Here is a 19092-nt window from a genome sequence, read left to right as displayed (position 1 = left end):
AAAGTTTATTTGTTGTTTTTTGGCCATAGGCCAAATCCATTAGCCAAGCACATGCAGAAAGAACAAGCTACAGAAAGCAAATTTCCACTGAAAGGCATATTTCGAAAACTTGCGGATTACCGGGATACCCGTTTAAGGATATTTCGGCTCAAGGCTGTTGAGCGCGCGGCAGGGTTAATCGCAAGCGTGTTCGTGCTGTTCTTTCTCAGCTTGGCCTTGGGATACTACATAGGTGAACTATTCGGACGCGTTTCTTTTGGCTTCCTTGCGGTAGCCGGTTTGTATTTGGTCCTGTTGGGCCTTGGGGTTTGCTTTCGAGATCGTATTAAAAACCTATTGACAAACCTTTCCATTAGACGGTTGGCACAAAGGAAGGCTGATGAAATGGATTGAGTACGATTATTCAAAGGACTGCAATGGAGCCCATAGGCTGGATGTAACGATTAAAGAACAAGGATGCCACGGAAGTCAAAGTCTTGTTAATCAGCGGAATTTTTCATAAAGGTTCTTAGTCTGTTACGGCGAACTTCTTTTTCCAGTCTTTTTATTTCGCGAGATTCGAAATCCATCTTGTGGACGGATTGTTCAACCAATTTGCCGTCGACAAATGTAAACTTGGTGGTAACGGCGATGCCATCGATGATTTCCACGTAATAAAGGTTTCCCGGGCGGTGGCCAACAGGCTGTCCCCGCCCACGAAAACCGAATTGAAAAGCGCCAGGTATCACCATCTTCGATTGCCTTCACACCCGAAAGTTACCTAAAAACACTGCTTATCGAAGAATGCAGTTTTCCCATAAAAAATTTGCATCTGAACTTATTATCCTATAAATTTGCTATGCATGCATAATAATTTGATTGCTGGCCAATATGAATGATGATAATACCATTGATTACTATTTAAAGGCAGCATGGCAATCCGCAGCCAATAAATACAACCAGATTGCGGCCCGTTTCGGGATTACCCAGGCGACGGGTTACGTGCTTATCAATATTCATAAAGAGGGGACGCCGGTGTCGCAAATTGCTTACCTCTTGGGCGTGAAGACGACAAGTTTATCACGTATCCTCAACAATTTGGAGGCCATGGGGTTGATATACCGAGAGACCAACCGTGCCGACAAGCGCTCGGTAAAGGTTTTTTTAACGGAACTGGGGAAAGCAAAAAGAGAACAAGCTAAGGACGTGGTGCGGAAATTCAATGCATACCTGGATGAGCACCTGTCTCAGGAAGAACGAACGGCTGCCGTCCATTTGTTGAAACGCATCAATCAATTGGCAGCACAATACAAACCAGAAGAATAGATAATCATGAGACGCATCAAAAAAGTAGCGGTACTGGGTTCGGGCGTAATGGGCTCGCGCATCGCCTGCCACTTTGCCAACATCGGTGTAGAAGTATTACTTCTTGACATCGTGCCCCGTGAACTGCTTCCCGTTGAAGAGGCAAAGGGGCGGACGTTGGAAAGTAAAACGGTACGCAACCGCATTGTCAATCAATCGCTCGAAGCGGCTATAAAAGGCAACCCGTCGCCCGTGTTTAGCAAACACCTTATCAAACGGATTACCACCGGAAATTTTGATGATGATATGGCTGCAATTGATACGGCAGACTGGATTATTGAGGTGGTTGTGGAGCGGCTGGATATTAAAAAGCAGGTCTTTGATAGGGTCGAGCAGTACCGCAGGCCCGGCACACTTGTTACTTCTAACACTTCAGGTATCCCTATCCACCTGATGGCTGAAGGGCGAAATGACGATTTCAAAGCCCACTTCTGTGGCACGCATTTCTTCAATCCGCCGCGTTACCTGCGTCTGCTTGAAATCATTCCCACAATGGATACCAAACCGGAGATTGTGGAGTTCCTCATGCATTACGGCGACAAATTCCTTGGTAAAACGACCGTGCTTTGTAAAGATACGCCCGCATTCATCGGTAACCGTATCGGTGTGTATTCCATGCTGGCCCTTACGCACTTGGTTGATCAGCTCGGTCTCACTGTTGAGGAAATAGATAAATTCACCGGCCCGGCGATGGGGCATCCCAAATCTGCGACGTTTCGTACGGCTGACGTTGTCGGGTTGGATACGCTGGTGAACGTAGCCAATGGACTGGCTGAGAATGCAAAAGACGATGAGGCCCGCGGAGTATTCCAGTTGCCAGCTTATATCCGGCAAATGGTGGAAAACCGATGGCTGGGTGAAAAAAGCGGCCAGGGTTTTTATAAAAAAATTAAGGACGACAAAGGAAACAGCGAGATATTGGCGCTGGACCTGAAGACGTTGGAGTATCGCCGGCAGGAGAAGGTAAAGTCTGCCACACTGGAAGCGACCAAGCCGGTAGACGACATCCGCAAACGCATGAAAGTATATGAGCAGGGGACGGATAATGCAGGTATGCTTTTCCGTGCTATGCATTACCCGCTGTTTGAATACGTATCACGGCGTGTGCCGGAAATTACAGATCAATTTTTCCGCATAGACGATGCGATGCGTGCTGGTTTCGGGTGGGAGCTCGGTCCGTTTGAGGTATGGGACGCGCTTGGCGTGAAAGAAACGCTTGAAAAAATCAAGGCCGAAGAAAAACGGATACCGGGCCAAAGCGGCGAAGTGGCTACGTGGGTTCATGAGATGCTGGCGGCTGGGCATGAATCGTTTTATAAGACTGAACAGGGGATAAGGCATTACTATGACATCCAAAGCAAGTCGTACAAGCCTATCCCCGGTACAGCGGCCTTCCTGATCTTGGACGATCTCCGCGGGCAAAAGACGGTATGGAAGAACAGTGGGCTGACCATTGTCGATCTGGGCGATGGTATCCTCAATGCAGAGTTTCATACCAAGATGAATACGATAGGCGGGGATGTTATCCAAGGATTGCATAAGGCCATAGCGTTGGCCGAAAAGGATTTCCGGGGCCTGGTCATCGGCAACGATGGTTCCAACTTTTCTGCGGGCGCCAATATCGGTATGATTTTCATGATGGCGGTGGAGCAGGATTACGACGAACTAAACAGGGCTGTGAAGACGTTTCAGGATATGTCCATGCGCTTGCGCTATTCGGCCATTCCGGTAGTCGCCGCACCGTTTGCACTCACGCTGGGCGGAGGGTGCGAATTTTCCATGCATGCCGATTTTGTACAGCTCCATGCCGAAACGTACATGGGCCTTGTAGAGTTCGGTGTGGGCGTCATTCCTGGTGGGGGCGGATCCAAGGAGTTCGCACTTCGAGCGTCTGACGAGTTTAAAGATGGGCAGATTGAGCAGAACGTACTGCGTGAGCGCTTCCTCACGATTGGGCAGGCCAAGGTATCGACCTCGGCGGCAGAGGCAGCCGAACTTGGATACTTACGGGCCGGCCAATATGCCATCAGTATGAACAGAAGCAGGCTGCTCGCTGATGCCAAGGCCAAAGCCATTGAACTGGCTGAGGCAGGTTATACACAGCCTGTACCACGTACGGACATTAAAGTGCTGGGCAAACAGGGGTTGGGCATCGTTTATGTAGGGGCCAATTCGATGCGATCGGGAAATTACATTTCTGAACACGACCAAAAGATTTCTGAAAAATTAGGATGGGTGCTGTGTGGCGGTGACTTGTCGTCACCTACCGAAGTATCCGAGCAATATTTGTTGGATTTGGAGCGCGAAGCATTTCTGTCATTGTGCGGCGAGAAGAAAACGTTGGAGCGGATCCAACATATGTTAACCAAAGGTAAACCATTAAGAAATTAGATATGGAGGCATACATCATAGCAGGGTTTCGTACGGCGGTGGGTAAAGCGCCACGTGGTGTGTTCCGCTTTACGCGGGCGGATGACCTCGCTGCCGATGTGATTAAGCATCTGGTGGCTTCGGTACCCAACCTGGATAAAGAACAGATAGACGACGTCATCGTGGGCAACGCAACGCCGGAAGCAGAACAAGGCCTTAATATCGGCAGGTTAATCTCATTAATGGGCCTGGATACCGACAAAGTACCCGGTATGACGATCAATCGCTACTGCGCTTCTGGTTTAGAGACGATCGCTACGGCTGTCGCTAAAATCAGGACAGGTATGGCCGACGCTATCATTGCGGGTGGCGTAGAGGTGATGTCGGGAATGCCTATGGGTGGCTGGAAGCTGGTGCCCAACCCGGAGGTGGCTAAGCACCACCCCGATTGGTATTGGAATATGGGGCTTACCGCTGAGGCCGTGGCAAAAGCATATCAAGTGAGTCGTGAGGATCAGGATATATTTGCCTTCCAATCACATCAAAAAGCGTTGGCAGCCATCAAGGATGGCAGGCTCAAGGAAGGCGTAGTGCCGATTACTGTTGTGGAGCGCTATCTTGACGATGGAAGCAAAATAAGCAGCCGGCAATATGTCGTAGACACCGACGAAGGTCCCCGGGCGGATACCAGTACCGAAGCGCTGGCTAAGTTGAAGCCGGTTTTTGCGATGGGGGGCAGCGTTACCGCGGGCAATTCTTCCCAGACATCAGACGGTGCGGCATTTGTGCTGGTCGTATCCGAGCGGAAACTGAAGGAATTGGGCGCGCAGCCCATTGCCCGGCTGGTCAGCTATGGCGTGGCCGGTGTGCCACCCCGCATGATGGGTATCGGCCCTATCGTTGCGATCCCGAAAGCGCTTAAAATGGCGGGGATGGCATTAGACGATATCAATCTTATCGAATTGAACGAGGCTTTTGCCTCCCAATCGCTGGCTGTCATCAGGGAGCTTGGCATCAACACGGATACCCTCAACGTCAATGGTGGAGCGATTGCTTTAGGCCACCCGCTGGGGTGCACCGGAGCGAAATTGTCGGTACAGTTGTTCCATGAGTTGAAGCGGCGGAACCAACGATATGGCATGGTGACGATGTGTGTGGGTACAGGACAGGGTGCAGCAGGGATTTTTGAGGTGTTTTGAGGGGCTTAGGGAATAAGGAGCAAGGATTTGAGATTGAAGCCAGCCACGTCCTTGCTCCTTAATCCTTTCATCCTTAATCAATAAAATCACCCTTAATCAATGAAAACATGGAAACGAAAAACGAAACAACGATCAAAGGCGGTGAGTTCATCATCAAAGAAACACCGGCAACGGATATTTTTATACCCGAAGACTTCGACGAAGAACAAATCATGATTCGGCAAACCTGTCAGGATTTTCTTGAAACAGCGATTTTTCCGAATCTTGATCGCATCGATGCACAAGAAGAAGGATTGATGCAAAACCTGCTTGACAAAGCAGGCGAGTTGGGCTTGTTAGGCGTGTCCGTTCCTGAACAATACGGTGGGTTTGGCAAAAATTTCAATACGTCTATGCTTGTCGCTGATGTCATCGGCGCGGGCCACTCCTTTGCTGTGGCCTTCTCTGCGCATACCGGTATCGGCACGCTGCCCATCCTGTATTACGGCGATGCTGTGCAAAAAGAAAAATATATTCCCCGATTAGCGACAGGTCAATGGAAAGCGGCCTATTGCCTGACCGAGCCGAATGCGGGCTCCGACGCTAATTCCGGCCGTACCCGTGCCACACTCAATGCCGAAGGAACGCATTACCTGCTCAATGGGCAAAAGATGTGGATCACCAACGGAGGCTTTGCGGATGTATTCATTGTTTTCGCCAAAATCGACGAAGACAAAAACCACACAGCCTTCATCGTCGAACGGGGATTCGGTGGCATCACCATGAATCCTGAGGAACACAAATTGGGTATCAAGGGATCTTCCACCCGGCAGGTGTTTTTCAACGATTGCCCTGTGCCGGTAGAGAACATGCTGTCGGAACGCGGGAATGGATTCAAGATAGCAGTAAATATCCTCAATGTGGGGCGTATCAAACTTGGAGCTGCAACCATCGGCTCTTCGCGCCGCGTCATTAATCAAGCCATTAACTATGCCAATGAACGTGTGCAATTTGGCTTGCCGATTTCCAAGTTCGGTGCAATTCGCCATAAGCTGGCCGAGATGGCCGCACGTAATTTTGCCGTAGAAAGCGCGGCCTATCGCGCAGGGCAACATATCGATGAGGCCTATGAAGCCTTGATTGCTGACGGTATGGATGGTGTAGAGGCGAAACTGAAAGCTACCGAACAATTTGCCGTTGAATGTGCCATTTTGAAAGTTTGGGGGTCAGAGATGCTGGATTATGTGGTGGATGAAGGTGTGCAAATCTATGGTGGCATGGGGTATTCTGCCGATGCTCCCATGGAGCGCGCGTATCGCGACTCACGCATCAACCGCATTTTTGAAGGAACCAATGAGGTAAACCGCCTCCTTATTGTAGACATGCTGCTCAAGCGTGCGCTTAAGGGCGAGCTCGACCTTCTGGGGCCCGCTCAGGCCGTAGCGGCCGAGCTCTTGGCGATCCCCGATTTGACGGAAGCTGAAACATCTTTTGCGTATGAGAAAAGAATCCTTGCTAACCTAAAAAAAACTGGGTTGCTGGTGGCTGGCGCCGCCGTACAGAAGCTGATGATGACGCTACAGAAAGAACAGGAGATATTGATGAATATTGCTGACATTATCGGATCGATTTACCTGGCTGAATCTGCACTACTGCGAGCTGAAAAACTGGTGAACCAGAAAGGTGAGGAAGCGGTACTCGGCCAGTTGGATATGGCGCGAATATATTTGCATGCGACCATCGACAAGGTATTCCTCGCAGGCAAGGATGCGCTCAACGCTTTTGCTGAGGGCGATGAACTGAAGATGATGCTGATGGGCCTGAAGCGCTTCACTAAAGCCGAGCCTTATAATGCCAAGGACGCGCGGCAACGGGTGGCAAACCAATTGATTGACGCAAATGGGTGGTGTTTTTGATCACTTGCAGTTATCGAGGAGTAGGGTAAACGCCACGTCAAACTGGTCTTTCACTTTGACCAGCCCTCCGACCTTTTTCGGGGGCGTAAGATTGAAATCAGCGAACGAGAATGTGCGGCTGCCTTCAAGCTTATAGCCGGTGTTCGTCTTTGAAAACGCGTACCTGAGATTGAAAGGTTTACGCTGCCCGGCAAGTTCAATAACAACACTGCCGGATATAAAGTCTTCCCCGCCATCGCACAAGGGCATCCGCTCCAGCGACACAAACCGGATGGTCATCTGTGGATGTTCGTCTGCTTTCAAGGTCTTCCGGAGATCGGCATTCAGCATCCGGTTATGACAGTCAAACTGGTTGATGGCGATGGTGATGGCGCCCTTCATGTTCACGCGTTTACCATCTTTTGAAACGCCGCCTTGGAGGCGGTCCGCTTTGAAGGTGCCGGAAGCTTCGCATCCGAATGTGTTGATATTGGAACTGCCGTTGATGGTGATGAAGCTGCTGGGCAGCACGGTCCAGTGCAGTTCGCCGGTAGCGTGTGTAGCATATTGCGGATTAGCGTACTTGAAAGAAACAAACGTACATAGCATGCCGATAAGTGGCAAGATAGCGTGTCGTCGGATGTAATTTGTTGCTTCCATCATATGGTGTGTTTCGAATAAATCCAGAAAACCTCAGCAGGGAGGTTTTCTGGACTGCTCCTGCACGTGTTAGAAGCTGATTGCCGCCTCCAGCACAACCCCGTTGAATTTACCGTTGTGGCGGAAGTCGGTATTCGGGAAGTCCTTGTAGCTTTGGGTTACATACTCGGCTTTCACCAAAATATTGCGGCTGATAAACCAGCCCCCGGCCACGGCAAAGCGGTCGATTTTTACATCCTCGATGGAGGTACCGTAGGGCATTTCGGCGTTGACAACGTTATAGCGTAAGCCACCGTATAGGTTTTCATTTTTGCCGAAGCGGTACAGTCCTTCTATGGCGTACTGTGTGGCCACCCGGTTTTCGGTTTGGTTTTTCGCATATCCGGTGGCATATTCATACGTGCCGAAGAATTCGAATCCCTGCACCTTGGCAAATCCGTTGATCATCACGGCGTCTATTTTGCCGTTGAAATCAGGATTAAAACGCCCTGATGAGTACATCGCCGTATACCCCTTGAGTGTACCGTCCGCGGTGTACCCTTGTTCCATCACATTCTGGTAATTGGAACCCGTACGGTCACCGCTATACAGGGTGAGCCCGCTGCCATTGGTGCCGCTGTTGTGATACCAGCTACCGGTCAGACGAAGCCGTACATCTTCGGTTACTTGTTTGTCATATCCGCCTTTTAGGTAGATCGAGGGAGCCCGCTTATCAGTGCCATCTGCGTTGGCGGCGGCGGAGTCTACATGTCCCTTGATCATCCCGTTGCTTATCCCTATCATTCCCAGCCATCCATCTTTCTTCAGGTATACCTCCGCGCCGATTTCGGTAGCAAAGGCATCCATGATGTTGCCTTCCATGAAGGGGCTATAAAATGTCTGGCCACCATCAGGCCTCCTGAAGTGTGCATCGCCATAGTTGATTTCCATGTGGCCCGCTTTGATGGTTATGATTTTACTCAACTCATCCCAAAACTGACCCTCAAAAGGGAATTTATCGATTTGCAGGTATCCGCCTTTGACCCAAAATTCATTATGGTGGCGGGAAGATAGGTAGTTTGTCAGGTTCATCGTGATCCCCTCCAGCAATTGCACATCGAAGTACAAGTTGGCTTGGGACGTCATGAAGCCGGGTTTTAGGGGAAATAGATGGTTGGCCAGCTGACTGTGGTTGTTCAGTGCGCCGGGATTTTCATGTTCGATGGATTGAAACTGCATGGTGAAACCAGCGCCGATATTAATCCGGCGGCCGGTATAGGGTTTGTTGACATCATCCTTTGTGGTCTCAAAGACGTTAATGCCCTTTTTGTCATAGCTTCTAAAGAAGTCGGGCTTTCCGTATGAAATGATGGGATCGTTGTCATCCTCGCTTGTTTGCGCAAATGTGGTTGCGGGGATGGTCGAGACCATAAATGCAGCTATGGTCGCGAGGGTGGTAAATGTCGTTTTCATGATTGTTGTATTAAAAAAGAAAGTAAAAGACTCGTTGTTCAATTTATTGGGGGGTCAGTTTTAAACTGTAGTCAACGGTAATTTCATCACCCGTTTTAATAGTCCCCATCATGACCGTCGGCGGTTTTACGTTGTATCCGGTCATTTTAAACGCGGTTGCTCCTTTTACGGTGATGCTTTTATCTGTAGGACTGTATTGCCCGGTTGCCGTGATGGTTGTCGGTCTTGTGGTGCCGGCGATGGTGAGGTTGCCGGTAGCCCTTACCTGAAAGGTGTTTTTGCCTGTCGGGGTTAGTGTACCGGACGTCATCGAGAAGCTTATGGTTGCATGCTTGTCGGTAGCCAAAGCCTTATAAGCATTTTTGTCTAACCCACTTTTATCGCTTTTTAGCGATTCGGCGGGTAGGGTAAAGGTCAGTGCGGTAATTCCACTGACCTGGTCGCCTTCGATCGTGAATGTCGCTTTGGTTTGCCCTTTGGCGGATGTCATATTCCAGTCATGCAGGGTGGATGTTCCTTTTATTGTCGTTTGTGTAGCACTTGACTGGTACGTTGTCTGTGCCTTCACTTGGCTGAAAGAAGCGACAGCGATCATCAGCGCGGTAGCTCTTAAGGATGCCAGATTTATTGTTCTTTTCATGGTCGTTATTTTATTTTGCACTTCGTTTACTTGGGTAATCCTCTTGATTACATCACAAAACTATGGCAAAGCTTTGGCCTGCTACGTGGCCTTAAACAGCCAAAAAAGTAATCTTCGTTAAGTTTTTCCGGTTGATTCCAGGGGGAGTGAATGCGTTTTTTTACCTATCGACGCGGGTCGTCGTCTTTCTGCCACATCGATTGGTGACATTGATCACATTTGGGTGGACGTGTCATTATGGAAAACGGGGATTGCAAGCATCTATCTTATGGCTTTGGCGGAAAAAGGATCTTGAGCTTTCCCAAACCCGTAAGAATTTGTATGTTTGATACAAGGTAGGCTGATAACGTATTACCTAAGGATAGATTTTACATTGTGCTTGACGAACGGCGTCTTCTGGAAGAATATCGAAAAACGGGGGAATTACAACTTTTAGGCAGGTTGTATGAGCCCTACATGCCGTTGGTTTATGGGTTATGTTTTAAATATTTTAAAGATGAGGCAAAAAGCGAAGACGCTGTCATGCAGATCTTCGAGTCTTTAATCACGAAACTACGCGTACACGAAGTAACCAACTTTAAAAGTTGGTTATATACGTTGGCAAGGAATCATTGCCTGATGGATTTGCGGACTGCCAACCGCGTCAGTACCGTTGATATTGACGACTATATTGTGGAAAGTGATACGTTTTTGCATCAACAACATAGTGGAGAGCAAATCCCGGAAGAACGGCTCGCACTGATGGAGTCATGCTTAAAGGAGCTGAACGAAGAACAGCAGCGCTGCATAAGGTTGTTTTATCTCGAGCAGCGCTGTTATAAAGAGGTCGCGGAACTTACCGGATATGACCCCGGCAAGGTGAAAAGCTATATCCAGAACGGCAAACGTAATCTGAGAATTTGTATGGAGAGAAAGCAAGGATGAACAACAATTACAACATCATACGCATACAACAGTATCTCAACGGTGAGTTAAGCAGCGACGAAATGTATCGGCTCGAACGAGAAGCACTGGACGATCCGTTGCTTCAGGATGCCATTGACGGATACCGAATGCAAAAAGAAGTCAGTCATCGCCAGTTGAGTCTCCTGCAGCAGCGTCTCGCTGCCCGTATTGCGCAGCAGGCTAAAGAGCGAAGTACCTTCTACTTCAGTTGGCAACGACTGGCTATCGCAGCAACCGCCTGTGTATTGATGGTACTGGTGCTGGTGCTATTGTGGATGCGCAACCAATCTTTGCAGCCCAAAACCACCGAGAAAGAAGTGGAAGTAGCGTTGGCACCGGTAGCCGGAGGAGCAGTGCATGTCCGTGCAGAAGCCGTTAATGAAGCTGGCTTCGATGCCCAACCAGAAGGCGGGTGGGAGCAACTTAATGCACACCTCGCCGAAAACGCAGGTAGGATTACAGTAAGCGGCGAGGTGATACTGATGTTTGAGATCGACGCCGAAGGGAAACCAACGGCTATCCAACATGTTGGCAAGGCAGACCCACTATTATTAAATGAAATACGACAGGTATTGACGGAAGGGCCGATTTGGAAAGGTTCGAAGGGAAAGCTGGTGCTGACCCGTGAATAGTCTATGCATAATCTGACGGGTTAATCAATCTTCCCACCTTATTTTTTCGGCCACGGCCTTCCGGTTTGCTTTGCGGGCAGGGTCTTCGTGATAGCCCATGTAGAAGAAGCCAAGACATTCCTCATTGTCCGCTATCTGTAAAAAGCCCCCCATGTGCTTAACGGCTCCGGGGCTGCTCCAATAGCCGCCGATATTTGCAGCGGAAGCCGCAAGCCAAAGGTTTTGCACGGCACAAGCTGTAGCGGCAAGTTCTTCCCATTGCGGCACGGCACCACTGTAGGAGACCACAATGGCGATGACTGCTCCGGATTGCAAGACTTTTTCGCGTGTGTTTTCGTACTTTTTTTGTAAGAACTGCTCAGCTGGCGTGTGAGCCTTATACAGGCTTGCCAGCTGGTCGGCTAACCGCATAAGGCCTTCTTCCCGAAATACAATGAACCGCCAAGGTTGGGTAAGCTTATGCGTTGGAGCCGCATTGGCGCAATCCAACAATTGCATCAACGTATCTCTGGTTATTTCCCTTTTCACATAACTCGCGGGGAAAATGCTCCTCCGGTGGTGGATGATATGCTGGATGGTATTAAAATCGTTAAAGGACATGGTGTCTAATTTGAATAAACTCACGCTTGTTCTTCCCATAATGCCGCGATGTGCAAGATGGTTCGCACGGCTTTTTCCATATCTTGTACGGATACCCATTCTTGTTTGCCATGGAATGCATGCCCCCCTGCAAAGACATTGGGGCAGGGAAGTCCCATGAAGGAAAGCCGTGAGCCGTCCGTTCCACCCCGTATACTTCGTCGGATAGGCTGCATGCCAGCGCGCTCGATGGCCTCCAAGCCGATAGCCATGACTTGGGGATGTTTGTCGAGCACCTGCTTCATATTGCGGTACTGTTCTTTCACTTCGAAGTGGTAGGTGCATCCCGGATAACGGGATAGGGTTGATTTGACAATGGCTTCCAGTTCGGCTTCGTGTGTATGGAGGCGATCATCGGTAAAGTCCCGCACAATGAATTCGATAACCGCTTGTTCAACATGGCCTGTCAATGATACCGGATGCACAAAGCCTTCCCGTCCTTCCGTGCTTTCCGGCGATAGCCTGTCGGTAGGCAATCCAGCGATAATTTCGGCAGCAATCTTGATCGCACTTTGCAGCTTGCCTTTGGCGAAACCCGGATGTACGCTTACGCCGCTGATGGTTACAGTAACCCCATCGGCGGAAAAGGTCTCGTCTTCAATGGAACCAGCAGTTTCCCCGTCGATGGTATACGCATAGTCAGCCCCCAGCTTGTTCAGATCCACACGATCCACACCACGGCCGATTTCTTCATCGGGCGTGAAGAGTATCTTGATGGTGCCATGCTTGATTTCAGGATGCGTCATCAACAGCTCGGCGGCGGTCATGATTTCAGCTATACCAGCTTTGTCATCTGCACCCAGCAGGGTGGTCCCGCTTGCCGTGATGATATCGTTGCCGACTTGGTTTTTCAGGTCAGCGTGTTCGGTGGGCTTAATCACTATCGAAGGATCGTCAGGAAGAACCAGGTCTTCACCCTGATAATCGCGATGTATGATTGGCTTCACACCCGCTCCCGAGCAATCCGGGGAAGTGTCCATATGCGAACAAAAACAGACAGTCGGTACATGCTTGTCGCTGTTAGCCGGTATGGTCGCAAAGATATAGCCGTGCGCATCGAGATGCGCGTCAGTGATGCCCATTGCTGACAGCTCTTTCACCAGCAGTGTCCCCAAATTTTTTTGTTTCTCAGTGGAGGGGCATGTCTTCGATGCAGGATCCGACTGCGTATCCACTTGCACATATCGGAGGAAGCGTTCTTCAACGCCAAGCACGCGCAATGTATTTATTGTCAACATAAGCGGTTTACCCGGTCGGTTTATTCTTTAGCAGTACGACCGGCACTTCGGCAATGTTGAGTAGTTTTTTGCTAACACTGCCGTGGAAGAGCTTTTCAAAAAAACCGTGATTCCGCGACGCCATAAGAATGAGGTCTATGTGATGTCTCTTGACATAGTCAAATATTCCATCGGCTTTGTCCTTGGGTTCACTGATCACTTCAAATCCTGGGTTTAGCGGTTCCAGCATGCGGAGCACTTGTTGCTTGCCCAAAATTTTTTCAGGGGTTTGTCCCTGTGTCGCCGGGTCGACATGCACGATGTGGGTTTCTGCCCCAAGCTGACCCGCTAAGCGGATAATGCTTGCCGCGGGAGTAATGTATTCCACATCTTTAAGATCCGTGGCATAGACTACTTTTCGTATAGGCTTGAAGACATGATTACGGGGCACAATAAGCAAGGGGGCAGCGCCGGATTTCGCAACATCCATCGTATTCCGGCCGATGAGTGTATTCTCGATATCGGATAGGCCTGCAATACCCATAACAATGAGTGATACGGCATGCTCAGCCACGATCGCTTCTACACCCGCCTTTACCGGCTTGTCATCTGCTATGAAGACAAACTGATCTTTGGGTAGGGCGGCGGGGATGTATAGCTTAGCCGTCATTTTCTCCAGGTGCCGGAGGGTGGCTTGCTCATACGTCGCATGCTCACCATAGCCATCCGAAGGCCTGTGGGCATACGAATGGTAAAATATCAGTTTACTCGCATGAAGGTAAGTAGCCATGTCTACGGCATATTGGGCTGCGGTGTAGGCAACGTCAGAAAAGTCCACCGGTATCAAAAATGTCTTCATATCACAATCTATCCTTTCTGTTTATCAGCGTATCCAAATACTTTCTGCAACAAAGGAGTGGTGCGTGTACCACCCAGGTTGTTCCGTATTTTCAATTCTTCCTGTGCTACTTGGTAAAAGAGACCATCGATGGCTTTCTGAGTAACGTATTTATTCAAATCCGTTTCTATTTTCTCATTAACCAGGGGTATTTGATTATAACGGGTAACCACGGCGTTCCAGTATTGTGCGACGTTATGCTTGCCGAGCGCTCCCTGCACAATCGGGCTGAACCGCTTTGTCAATTCGTTGGTGGTGGTCCGTTTAAAGAAGTCGGTAGCGGCATCCTGCTGGCCACTGAGGAGGATGTTTGTCGCATCCCGGATGGTCAACTGGGAGAGTGAAGACACAAAGACGGGAGCAGCTTCGCTCACGGCACTTTCCGCTGCGCGGTTGAGACTTTGGATGAGGTTGTCACAGAGCGAGCCAAGCCCTATCCCGCGGAGGGCGCTTTCCACTTTTTGGGCCTCGGGCGGCATCAGTATCTTCACGGCGGCATTGCCCAAAAAGCCATCTTGTACGGCCAACGACTTGATGCTGCGATCTAGTCCCTGGCTGAGGGCCTGCTTAATGCCGGAAGCGGCTTCGCCGGCACTTATCGAAGAAGAAGCCGAAGAAGAAGCCGGCTCACTTGTCCGACCGGAGGTGGCCACCTGGTTAAGCGTATCGCATTGTGTAAACAACAGTAGGCACAAGGCCGCAGGAAGTGTTTTCAAACCACTCATCAATAACTAATAATTTTAAAAAACGAATATCGTCCCAAACATAGGCAACTTACCCTGTATATGCAAGTTTTAAGCCATGGCTTTGTTATTGTTGATAACGGACTTCTGCCATTACCGGGAAATGATCGGAAGGCACCTTTCCTTGATAACTGTCTGTGAGTATTCCATAGCGCAGTACCGTAAACGGCTTTGACAGGAAAATATGATCAATACGGCTGTCTCCTGTTTTCTTGATGTCAAAGCCGTTATATGTGCTACTTGGTGCATATTTCAGTGGCGACAACACATACGCATCGGTCACCTCGCCGCTATTATTGAGCACCTCATAACTTTCGTTACGCTGGTCTACATTGAAATCGCCCGTGATAATCATCGGAACGCCACTGCCCAGCTCATGGGCTTTTTTCACAATGAGTTTTGCACTTTCCTTACGTGCTTCGACACCTACATGGTCGAAATGGGCATTGAAGAGGAAAAATTCAAAACCGGTATGTTTGTCCTTGAAAAGCCCCCAAGTACAGATGCGGGGTAATGCAGCATCCCATCCTTTATTGGGCACTTCCGTATTTTCGGCAAGCCAGAAATTGCCTTGTTTGAGCGCCTCAAACTTGGCGGTGTTGTAAAATATCGCAGAATGTTCGCCACCATCCTTGCCGTCATCACGGCCTACCCCAATGTAGGTATAACCGGGTAGATTTTTTTTGATATCCTCCAATTGGTGCTTGAGACCCTCCTGGGTGCCGAAAATATCGAACCCATGAAACCGGATAAGCTGTACCAAGTGGGGGTGCCGGTCTTTCCATAAGTTGCCGACATCGCCGGAAGCATCATACCGGATGTTGTATGAGGCCACGATGAATTGCTGCGCAATGCAGATGGTGAGACTGAAAAAAAGGAGTGTAATGGTGCTTAAAATCCGTTTCATGTGTTATTTTTTTTGTTTTTTGATGACATCAAGTAGCAATGCCGGTTCGTCTGTCGTGATGAACTCTACATGTTGGTTGAGCAGGAGGCGCATTTCGTCTTCGGTATTGACAGTCCATGCGTTGATAACAAGCCCCAAGCTCTTGGCTTCCCTGATCCAGGTCGGGTTTTTCTTGTATACGCTGAAATGATAATCCAGGCCATATAGCCCATCTCGCTTTACTTGCTCGGGATCGATATCTCCATTGAGGTAGTAAACCTTGGCATTGGGGTCACGCTTGATGAATTGTTTGCAGGCGTCGTAGTCAAAGGCGATGTATTCTACCCATGCTTCGGCTCCCAACTTTTTAACTAACTGCACAGCCAGATCGGCAGCGTACAGGGTACGTTCTTTACCCAGCTTAGACGTTTTTAGCTCAAAGATAAGCTTGGTGTTTTGCTGTTTCATACCCGCGCGTAGGTATTCTTCGGCTGTAGGGATGGATTCGCCGTTGGGGTGCTTTTTGTTCAGCAGCTCGGCATAAGTAGCCGTGGCGATATCGATGTCGTAAAATTCAGCGTCGTGATTAACAACCAATACATCATCTTTCGTAAGATGGACGTCGAACTCAGAGCCTGCACATCCCAGTTCAATGGCGCGCTGTAGTGATGCGAGGGAGTTTTGCGGCAGGCCATCGGCCTTCCATGCTCCTCGGTGGGCGATGACTTGATTGTCAATAAACTGCGCAAAAGAAATGTGCGGCATGGCGTATACCGTTAGCATAAAAAAAATCCGTGTCAGTTTGTTCATGTTCTCAATTTTGGCCGCTAGTTAGCCTATTTGTATTAGCGTAATGTTGGTTAAAGGTAGTCATTTTGTTAAAAATGCGATACAAATATCAGTTTTTTAGCGGCCTGCCATCACTGATTTCACTGAGTAAATTGGTATCTTTGCTGAAAACTAATTTGTTATGGCTTATGCTTGGCGGCATGCTGGTAGGACTTTTTGGCTTGCTGGAGCTGAGTTAACTATATTTGTCTGACCAAATGTAACATCATGAACCATCGGTTGTCATATTTTTAATGAGTAGTACGAAAAGCATACTGCGCAGATGGTGGCACGCGCTTCCAATCGAACTGATAAGCTGGATGGCAGCGTTGGTGGTTCTTTATTGTTCGGCCGGGCATGGCCATCATTTTACATTATGCCCATTGGAAAATTTAGGGTTTGAGTGGTGCCCCGGGTGTGGCATCGGACGGGCCATCGGTCTATTTATGCACGGCGAAGTCATGGAATCCTTTCGTATGCATTGGCTTGGTATACCAGCCTTTTTTGTCATTGTTCATCGAATATACACCTTGTCAAAAAGAATTCATTTCAACAGGATAACATATCACCAATATGAGCAACCGCAATATATTAATGACCATTAGGGGCATTTCTCCGGAAGAGTTGATGTACCTCGAACACGCGACGAAGACATTTACTGAGGAGCAAGTGAAGCATTTCGTGTTTATTTATCATAGTAAGCGGAAAAACGCCCAGGATATCTTGTTGTTTACCTTACTGGGATTTTTGGGTTTTGCAGGTATCCAACGATTTATCCTGAATCAGGTAGCCATGGGCATCATCTATTTCCTTACGGTAGGCTTCTGCTTTATCGGCACGATTGTAGACCTGATTAACCATAAAAGCATGACCGATGAATACAACCAGCGGATGGCCCGCGAGTCGGCTATGATGGTGATGGGCGGATTTTAAGCCCCGTGCCATTCCCGGTAGAACTGCTCCAGGTACTGTTCCATGAAGGCATGCCGTTCCTCCGCAATCTGCTTGGCTTTGGTCGTATTCATTTTGTCCTTTAATAGCAGGAGTTTTTCATAGAAGTGATTGATGGTCGGCGCCGTGCTGTTTTTGTAGGCTTCTTTATCCTGATGGATGTTTGGAGCGACCTCAGGATCGTATAATTCGCGGTTTTTGAATCCGCCGTAGTGGAAGGCTCGCGCGATGCCTATAGCGCCTATCGCATCCAAACGATCGGCGTCCTGCACAATTTCGAGTTCTTTGGAATGAAAGGCGATATGGCCTAAACTGGCTTTGTACGACATATTCAGGATGATCGCTTGCACATGTTCTATGATATCCTGCCGGACCTTGAGGCTTTGCAGGAAGTCGCCGGCAATCTTTGGCCCCAGTGTTTCATCCCCGCCGTGGAATTTGCTGTCTGCGATATCATGCAGCAGGGCAGCCAACTCACAGATAAGGCGGTCGGCCGATTCTTGCTGAAGGATAAGCTTCACGTTGTTCCACACCCGTTGGATGTGCCACCAGTCATGGCCGGCCTCGGCATGGACAAGTCGTTGGCGGACAAAGCCGGCTGTTTGCCGGATCAGCGATTCGTCAGCTTGGCTCATCAGTGGTGTGGCGTTTTGTTCCTGTATATAGTTCATATTCCAGCAGGCGGCAATCCAGCCTGCCGTTGTAAAATTCGATCCGACGCGATGCGCGGAGGCCGATTTTTTTGGCAAGGTCCGGATTGCCGGTAAATACGTAGCCGCGTTTGCCGGCTCCCTGTTGTTTAAGGAAGTCGCCGATACGGCCATATGTTGCTTCAAGCTTACTGTGCGTGCCCATACGGTCTCCATATTCGGGATTGAACACGATTACTCCCGGGCCATCGGGTAGTGGCGTTTCCGCAAAATCGCAGACTTGGAAGTCGATGAGTTGATCGACACCGGCCGTCTTGGCATTCATCCGGGCAATTTCCACGGCTTCTTTTGCAATGTCGGAAGCAATGATTTTGGCCGTCGTCTTTTTATCCACCTGCTCTTTAAGTCTCCGCCGTTCCGCAAAAAACACTTGCTCGTCATAACCCAGTATGTGCATGAACCCGTAGTTCATACGGAAAAGGCCCGGTCTGCGGTTGGTGGCAATAAGTGCTGCCTCGATAGCCAATGTGCCGGAACCGCACATGGGATTAATGAATGCCGACTGCCCATCCCACGCAGTGGCGTATACCACCGATGCGGCCAATGCCTCTAACATGGGCGCTTTACCGGGATGTTTGCGGTAACCATGTTTGGCAAGCACCTCGCCTGAGGTATCGAGAAAGACTTCGGCTTGGTTGTCCTGCCAGTATAAATGCACAACCGTCTTGTGGAAATCTGGACCGCTATCGGGGCGTAGCCCTTTTTTGCTTTTAATGCGATCAGCAATTGCGTCCTTTACTTTCAGGTTTGCAAACAACGGCGTGGTAATGGTTGGATTATGCACGTTGGATGTGACCGAAATATAGCCATCAAAAGCGATGAGATCTTCCCAAGGAATATCCGATAATGCTTCGTAAAGTTCATCCGGATTACTGGCCCGGAAGGCTTTTAGCGAGTAAAGCACCTGGCTGGCGCAGCGTAAATTGAGGTTGAGCCTGATGCAATCGTTCCCTGTGGCTTGCAGTTCTATGCCGGTAGCAAAGGTACGCTTGGTAGCAAACCCGAGCTCTTGTACTTCGTTTTGCAGGTAGGGCGACAACCGTCGATAACAGGTGATGATGATTTTACTGGGGGTGTTGAAAACTTCCATAAGATTTTGGCAAA

20 protein-coding genes are annotated in these 19092 nt (G+C 49.2%); 9 read left to right on the top strand and 11 right to left on the bottom strand.

Annotated features, from left to right (window positions below; genetic code table 11):
• The first annotated feature begins 51 nt into the window (after positions 1 to 51).
• The 5 genes from B5X72_RS08155 to B5X72_RS08130 all read left to right on the top strand — a co-directional run bounded on the left by B5X72_RS08155 (position 52) and on the right by B5X72_RS08130 (position 6808).
• Positions 52 to 393, top strand: a complete 342-nt coding sequence (locus tag B5X72_RS08155; RefSeq protein WP_139378598.1) for a hypothetical protein — start codon at positions 52 to 54, stop codon at positions 391 to 393.
• Positions 394 to 870: 477 nt separating this feature from the next.
• Positions 871 to 1305, top strand: a complete 435-nt coding sequence (locus B5X72_RS08145) for a MarR family winged helix-turn-helix transcriptional regulator (RefSeq protein WP_079716344.1) — start codon at positions 871 to 873, stop codon at positions 1303 to 1305.
• Positions 1306 to 1311: 6 nt separating this feature from the next.
• The gene (locus tag B5X72_RS08140) at positions 1312 to 3735 is read left to right on the top strand and encodes a 3-hydroxyacyl-CoA dehydrogenase/enoyl-CoA hydratase family protein (RefSeq protein ID WP_079716343.1); all 2424 of its coding nucleotides are present in this window, start codon (positions 1312 to 1314) and stop codon (positions 3733 to 3735) included.
• A 2-nt stretch (positions 3736 to 3737) separates the two neighbouring features.
• Complete coding sequence (locus tag B5X72_RS08135) at positions 3738 to 4913, top strand: acetyl-CoA C-acyltransferase (RefSeq protein WP_079716342.1); 1176 nt, start codon at positions 3738 to 3740, stop codon at positions 4911 to 4913.
• 107 nt (positions 4914 to 5020) lie between these two features.
• Positions 5021 to 6808, top strand: a complete 1788-nt coding sequence (locus B5X72_RS08130; protein ID WP_079716341.1) for an acyl-CoA dehydrogenase family protein — start codon at positions 5021 to 5023, stop codon at positions 6806 to 6808.
• Here the strand turns inward: B5X72_RS08130 and B5X72_RS08125 are convergent, their stop codons facing one another.
• The 3 genes from B5X72_RS08125 to B5X72_RS08115 all read right to left on the bottom strand — a co-directional run bounded on the left by B5X72_RS08125 (position 6809) and on the right by B5X72_RS08115 (position 9539).
• Positions 6809 to 7450, bottom strand: a complete 642-nt coding sequence (locus tag B5X72_RS08125; protein ID WP_079716340.1) for a YceI family protein — start codon at positions 7448 to 7450, stop codon at positions 6809 to 6811.
• A gap of 66 nt (positions 7451 to 7516) precedes the next feature.
• The gene (locus B5X72_RS08120; protein WP_079716339.1) at positions 7517 to 8899 is read right to left on the bottom strand and encodes a hypothetical protein; all 1383 of its coding nucleotides are present in this window, start codon (positions 8897 to 8899) and stop codon (positions 7517 to 7519) included.
• Positions 8900 to 8942: 43 nt separating this feature from the next.
• A complete protein-coding gene (locus B5X72_RS08115) occupies positions 8943 to 9539 on the bottom strand; it encodes a YceI family protein (protein WP_139378596.1) in 597 nt (198 codons plus the stop codon).
• A gap of 375 nt (positions 9540 to 9914) precedes the next feature.
• Between B5X72_RS08115 and B5X72_RS08110 the strand changes: the two genes are divergently transcribed.
• The gene (locus B5X72_RS08110; RefSeq protein WP_245826882.1) at positions 9915 to 10463 is read left to right on the top strand and encodes an RNA polymerase sigma factor; all 549 of its coding nucleotides are present in this window, start codon (positions 9915 to 9917) and stop codon (positions 10461 to 10463) included.
• Positions 10460 to 11116 (top strand): hypothetical protein, encoded by a 657-nt coding sequence (locus B5X72_RS08105; protein WP_079716337.1) that lies wholly within the window; start codon positions 10460 to 10462, stop codon positions 11114 to 11116. The genes B5X72_RS08110 and B5X72_RS08105 overlap by 4 nt, the downstream gene beginning before the upstream one ends.
• A 24-nt stretch (positions 11117 to 11140) precedes the next feature.
• On the opposite strand, the gene B5X72_RS08100 is transcribed toward B5X72_RS08105, so the two are convergent.
• The 6 genes from B5X72_RS08100 to B5X72_RS08075 form a co-directional block, all read right to left on the bottom strand.
• The gene (locus tag B5X72_RS08100) at positions 11141 to 11755 is read right to left on the bottom strand and encodes a nitroreductase family protein (RefSeq protein ID WP_245826881.1); all 615 of its coding nucleotides are present in this window, start codon (positions 11753 to 11755) and stop codon (positions 11141 to 11143) included.
• Positions 11737 to 12993 carry a peptidase T gene (gene pepT, locus B5X72_RS08095; protein WP_079716335.1) on the bottom strand — a complete coding sequence of 419 codons (1257 nt, stop codon included), beginning with the start codon at positions 12991 to 12993 and terminating at the stop codon, positions 11737 to 11739. The genes B5X72_RS08100 and pepT overlap by 19 nt, the downstream gene beginning before the upstream one ends.
• A gap of 7 nt (positions 12994 to 13000) precedes the next feature.
• Positions 13001 to 13831 (bottom strand): universal stress protein, encoded by an 831-nt coding sequence (locus B5X72_RS08090; protein ID WP_079716334.1) that lies wholly within the window; start codon positions 13829 to 13831, stop codon positions 13001 to 13003.
• 8 nt (positions 13832 to 13839) lie between these two features.
• A complete protein-coding gene (locus B5X72_RS08085) occupies positions 13840 to 14595 on the bottom strand; it encodes a DUF4197 domain-containing protein (protein ID WP_079716333.1) in 756 nt (251 codons plus the stop codon).
• Positions 14596 to 14680: 85 nt separating this feature from the next.
• Positions 14681 to 15520, bottom strand: a complete 840-nt coding sequence (locus B5X72_RS08080) for an endonuclease/exonuclease/phosphatase family protein (RefSeq protein WP_079716332.1) — start codon at positions 15518 to 15520, stop codon at positions 14681 to 14683.
• A gap of 3 nt (positions 15521 to 15523) precedes the next feature.
• Entirely contained in the window at positions 15524 to 16309 is a 786-nt protein-coding gene (locus tag B5X72_RS08075) for a glycerophosphodiester phosphodiesterase (protein WP_079716331.1), read from the bottom strand.
• A gap of 272 nt (positions 16310 to 16581) precedes the next feature.
• Between B5X72_RS08075 and B5X72_RS08070 the strand changes: the two genes are divergently transcribed.
• Complete coding sequence (locus tag B5X72_RS08070; RefSeq protein ID WP_079716330.1) at positions 16582 to 16932, top strand: DUF2752 domain-containing protein; 351 nt, start codon at positions 16582 to 16584, stop codon at positions 16930 to 16932.
• Positions 16901 to 17260 (top strand): TM2 domain-containing protein, encoded by a 360-nt coding sequence (locus B5X72_RS08065; RefSeq protein ID WP_079716329.1) that lies wholly within the window; start codon positions 16901 to 16903, stop codon positions 17258 to 17260. The genes B5X72_RS08070 and B5X72_RS08065 overlap by 32 nt, the downstream gene beginning before the upstream one ends.
• Here B5X72_RS08065 and B5X72_RS08060 read toward each other — a convergent pair.
• Positions 17257 to 17949: an HD domain-containing protein gene (locus tag B5X72_RS08060; protein WP_233632493.1), complete on the bottom strand. Its 693-nt coding sequence runs from the start codon at positions 17947 to 17949 to the stop codon at positions 17257 to 17259. The genes B5X72_RS08065 and B5X72_RS08060 overlap by 4 nt on opposite strands.
• Positions 17900 to 19078 carry a THUMP domain-containing class I SAM-dependent RNA methyltransferase gene (locus B5X72_RS08055; RefSeq protein ID WP_079716328.1) on the bottom strand — a complete coding sequence of 393 codons (1179 nt, stop codon included), beginning with the start codon at positions 19076 to 19078 and terminating at the stop codon, positions 17900 to 17902. The genes B5X72_RS08060 and B5X72_RS08055 overlap by 50 nt, the downstream gene beginning before the upstream one ends.
• Positions 19079 to 19092 lie beyond the last annotated feature (14 nt).

Origin of the sequence: Parapedobacter luteus (genome assembly GCF_900168055.1) — a bacterium.
GTDB lineage: Bacteria > Bacteroidota > Bacteroidia > Sphingobacteriales > Sphingobacteriaceae > Parapedobacter > Parapedobacter luteus.
Note: the sequence above shows the minus strand (reverse complement) of the source record. Positions and strands in the feature narration are given on the sequence as shown.

What these genes read in the sequence shown, in the direction of transcription:
- B5X72_RS08155 (WP_139378598.1), top strand. Translation starts at nt 52, where the DNA reads ATGCAGAAAGAACAAGCTACAGAAAGCAAATTTCCACTGAAAGGCATA.
- B5X72_RS08145 (WP_079716344.1), top strand. Translation starts at nt 871, where the DNA reads ATGAATGATGATAATACCATTGATTACTATTTAAAGGCAGCATGGCAA.
- B5X72_RS08140 (WP_079716343.1), top strand. Translation starts at nt 1,312, where the DNA reads ATGAGACGCATCAAAAAAGTAGCGGTACTGGGTTCGGGCGTAATGGGC.
- B5X72_RS08135 (WP_079716342.1), top strand. Translation starts at nt 3,738, where the DNA reads ATGGAGGCATACATCATAGCAGGGTTTCGTACGGCGGTGGGTAAAGCG.
- B5X72_RS08130 (WP_079716341.1), top strand. Translation starts at nt 5,021, where the DNA reads ATGGAAACGAAAAACGAAACAACGATCAAAGGCGGTGAGTTCATCATC.
- B5X72_RS08125 (WP_079716340.1), bottom strand. Translation starts at nt 7,450, where the DNA reads ATGATGGAAGCAACAAATTACATCCGACGACACGCTATCTTGCCACTT.
- B5X72_RS08120 (WP_079716339.1), bottom strand. Translation starts at nt 8,899, where the DNA reads ATGAAAACGACATTTACCACCCTCGCGACCATAGCTGCATTTATGGTC.
- B5X72_RS08115 (WP_139378596.1), bottom strand. Translation starts at nt 9,539, where the DNA reads ATGAAAAGAACAATAAATCTGGCATCCTTAAGAGCTACCGCGCTGATG.
- B5X72_RS08105 (WP_079716337.1), top strand. Translation starts at nt 10,460, where the DNA reads ATGAACAACAATTACAACATCATACGCATACAACAGTATCTCAACGGT.
- B5X72_RS08100 (WP_245826881.1), bottom strand. Translation starts at nt 11,755, where the DNA reads ATGGGAAGAACAAGCGTGAGTTTATTCAAATTAGACACCATGTCCTTT.
- pepT (WP_079716335.1), bottom strand. Translation starts at nt 12,993, where the DNA reads ATGTTGACAATAAATACATTGCGCGTGCTTGGCGTTGAAGAACGCTTC.
- B5X72_RS08090 (WP_079716334.1), bottom strand. Translation starts at nt 13,831, where the DNA reads ATGAAGACATTTTTGATACCGGTGGACTTTTCTGACGTTGCCTACACC.
- B5X72_RS08085 (WP_079716333.1), bottom strand. Translation starts at nt 14,595, where the DNA reads ATGAGTGGTTTGAAAACACTTCCTGCGGCCTTGTGCCTACTGTTGTTT.
- B5X72_RS08080 (WP_079716332.1), bottom strand. Translation starts at nt 15,520, where the DNA reads ATGAAACGGATTTTAAGCACCATTACACTCCTTTTTTTCAGTCTCACC.
- B5X72_RS08075 (WP_079716331.1), bottom strand. Translation starts at nt 16,309, where the DNA reads ATGAACAAACTGACACGGATTTTTTTTATGCTAACGGTATACGCCATG.
- B5X72_RS08070 (WP_079716330.1), top strand. Translation starts at nt 16,582, where the DNA reads ATGAGTAGTACGAAAAGCATACTGCGCAGATGGTGGCACGCGCTTCCA.
- B5X72_RS08065 (WP_079716329.1), top strand. Translation starts at nt 16,901, where the DNA reads ATGAGCAACCGCAATATATTAATGACCATTAGGGGCATTTCTCCGGAA.
- B5X72_RS08060 (WP_233632493.1), bottom strand. Translation starts at nt 17,949, where the DNA reads ATGAACTATATACAGGAACAAAACGCCACACCACTGATGAGCCAAGCT.
- B5X72_RS08055 (WP_079716328.1), bottom strand. Translation starts at nt 19,078, where the DNA reads ATGGAAGTTTTCAACACCCCCAGTAAAATCATCATCACCTGTTATCGA.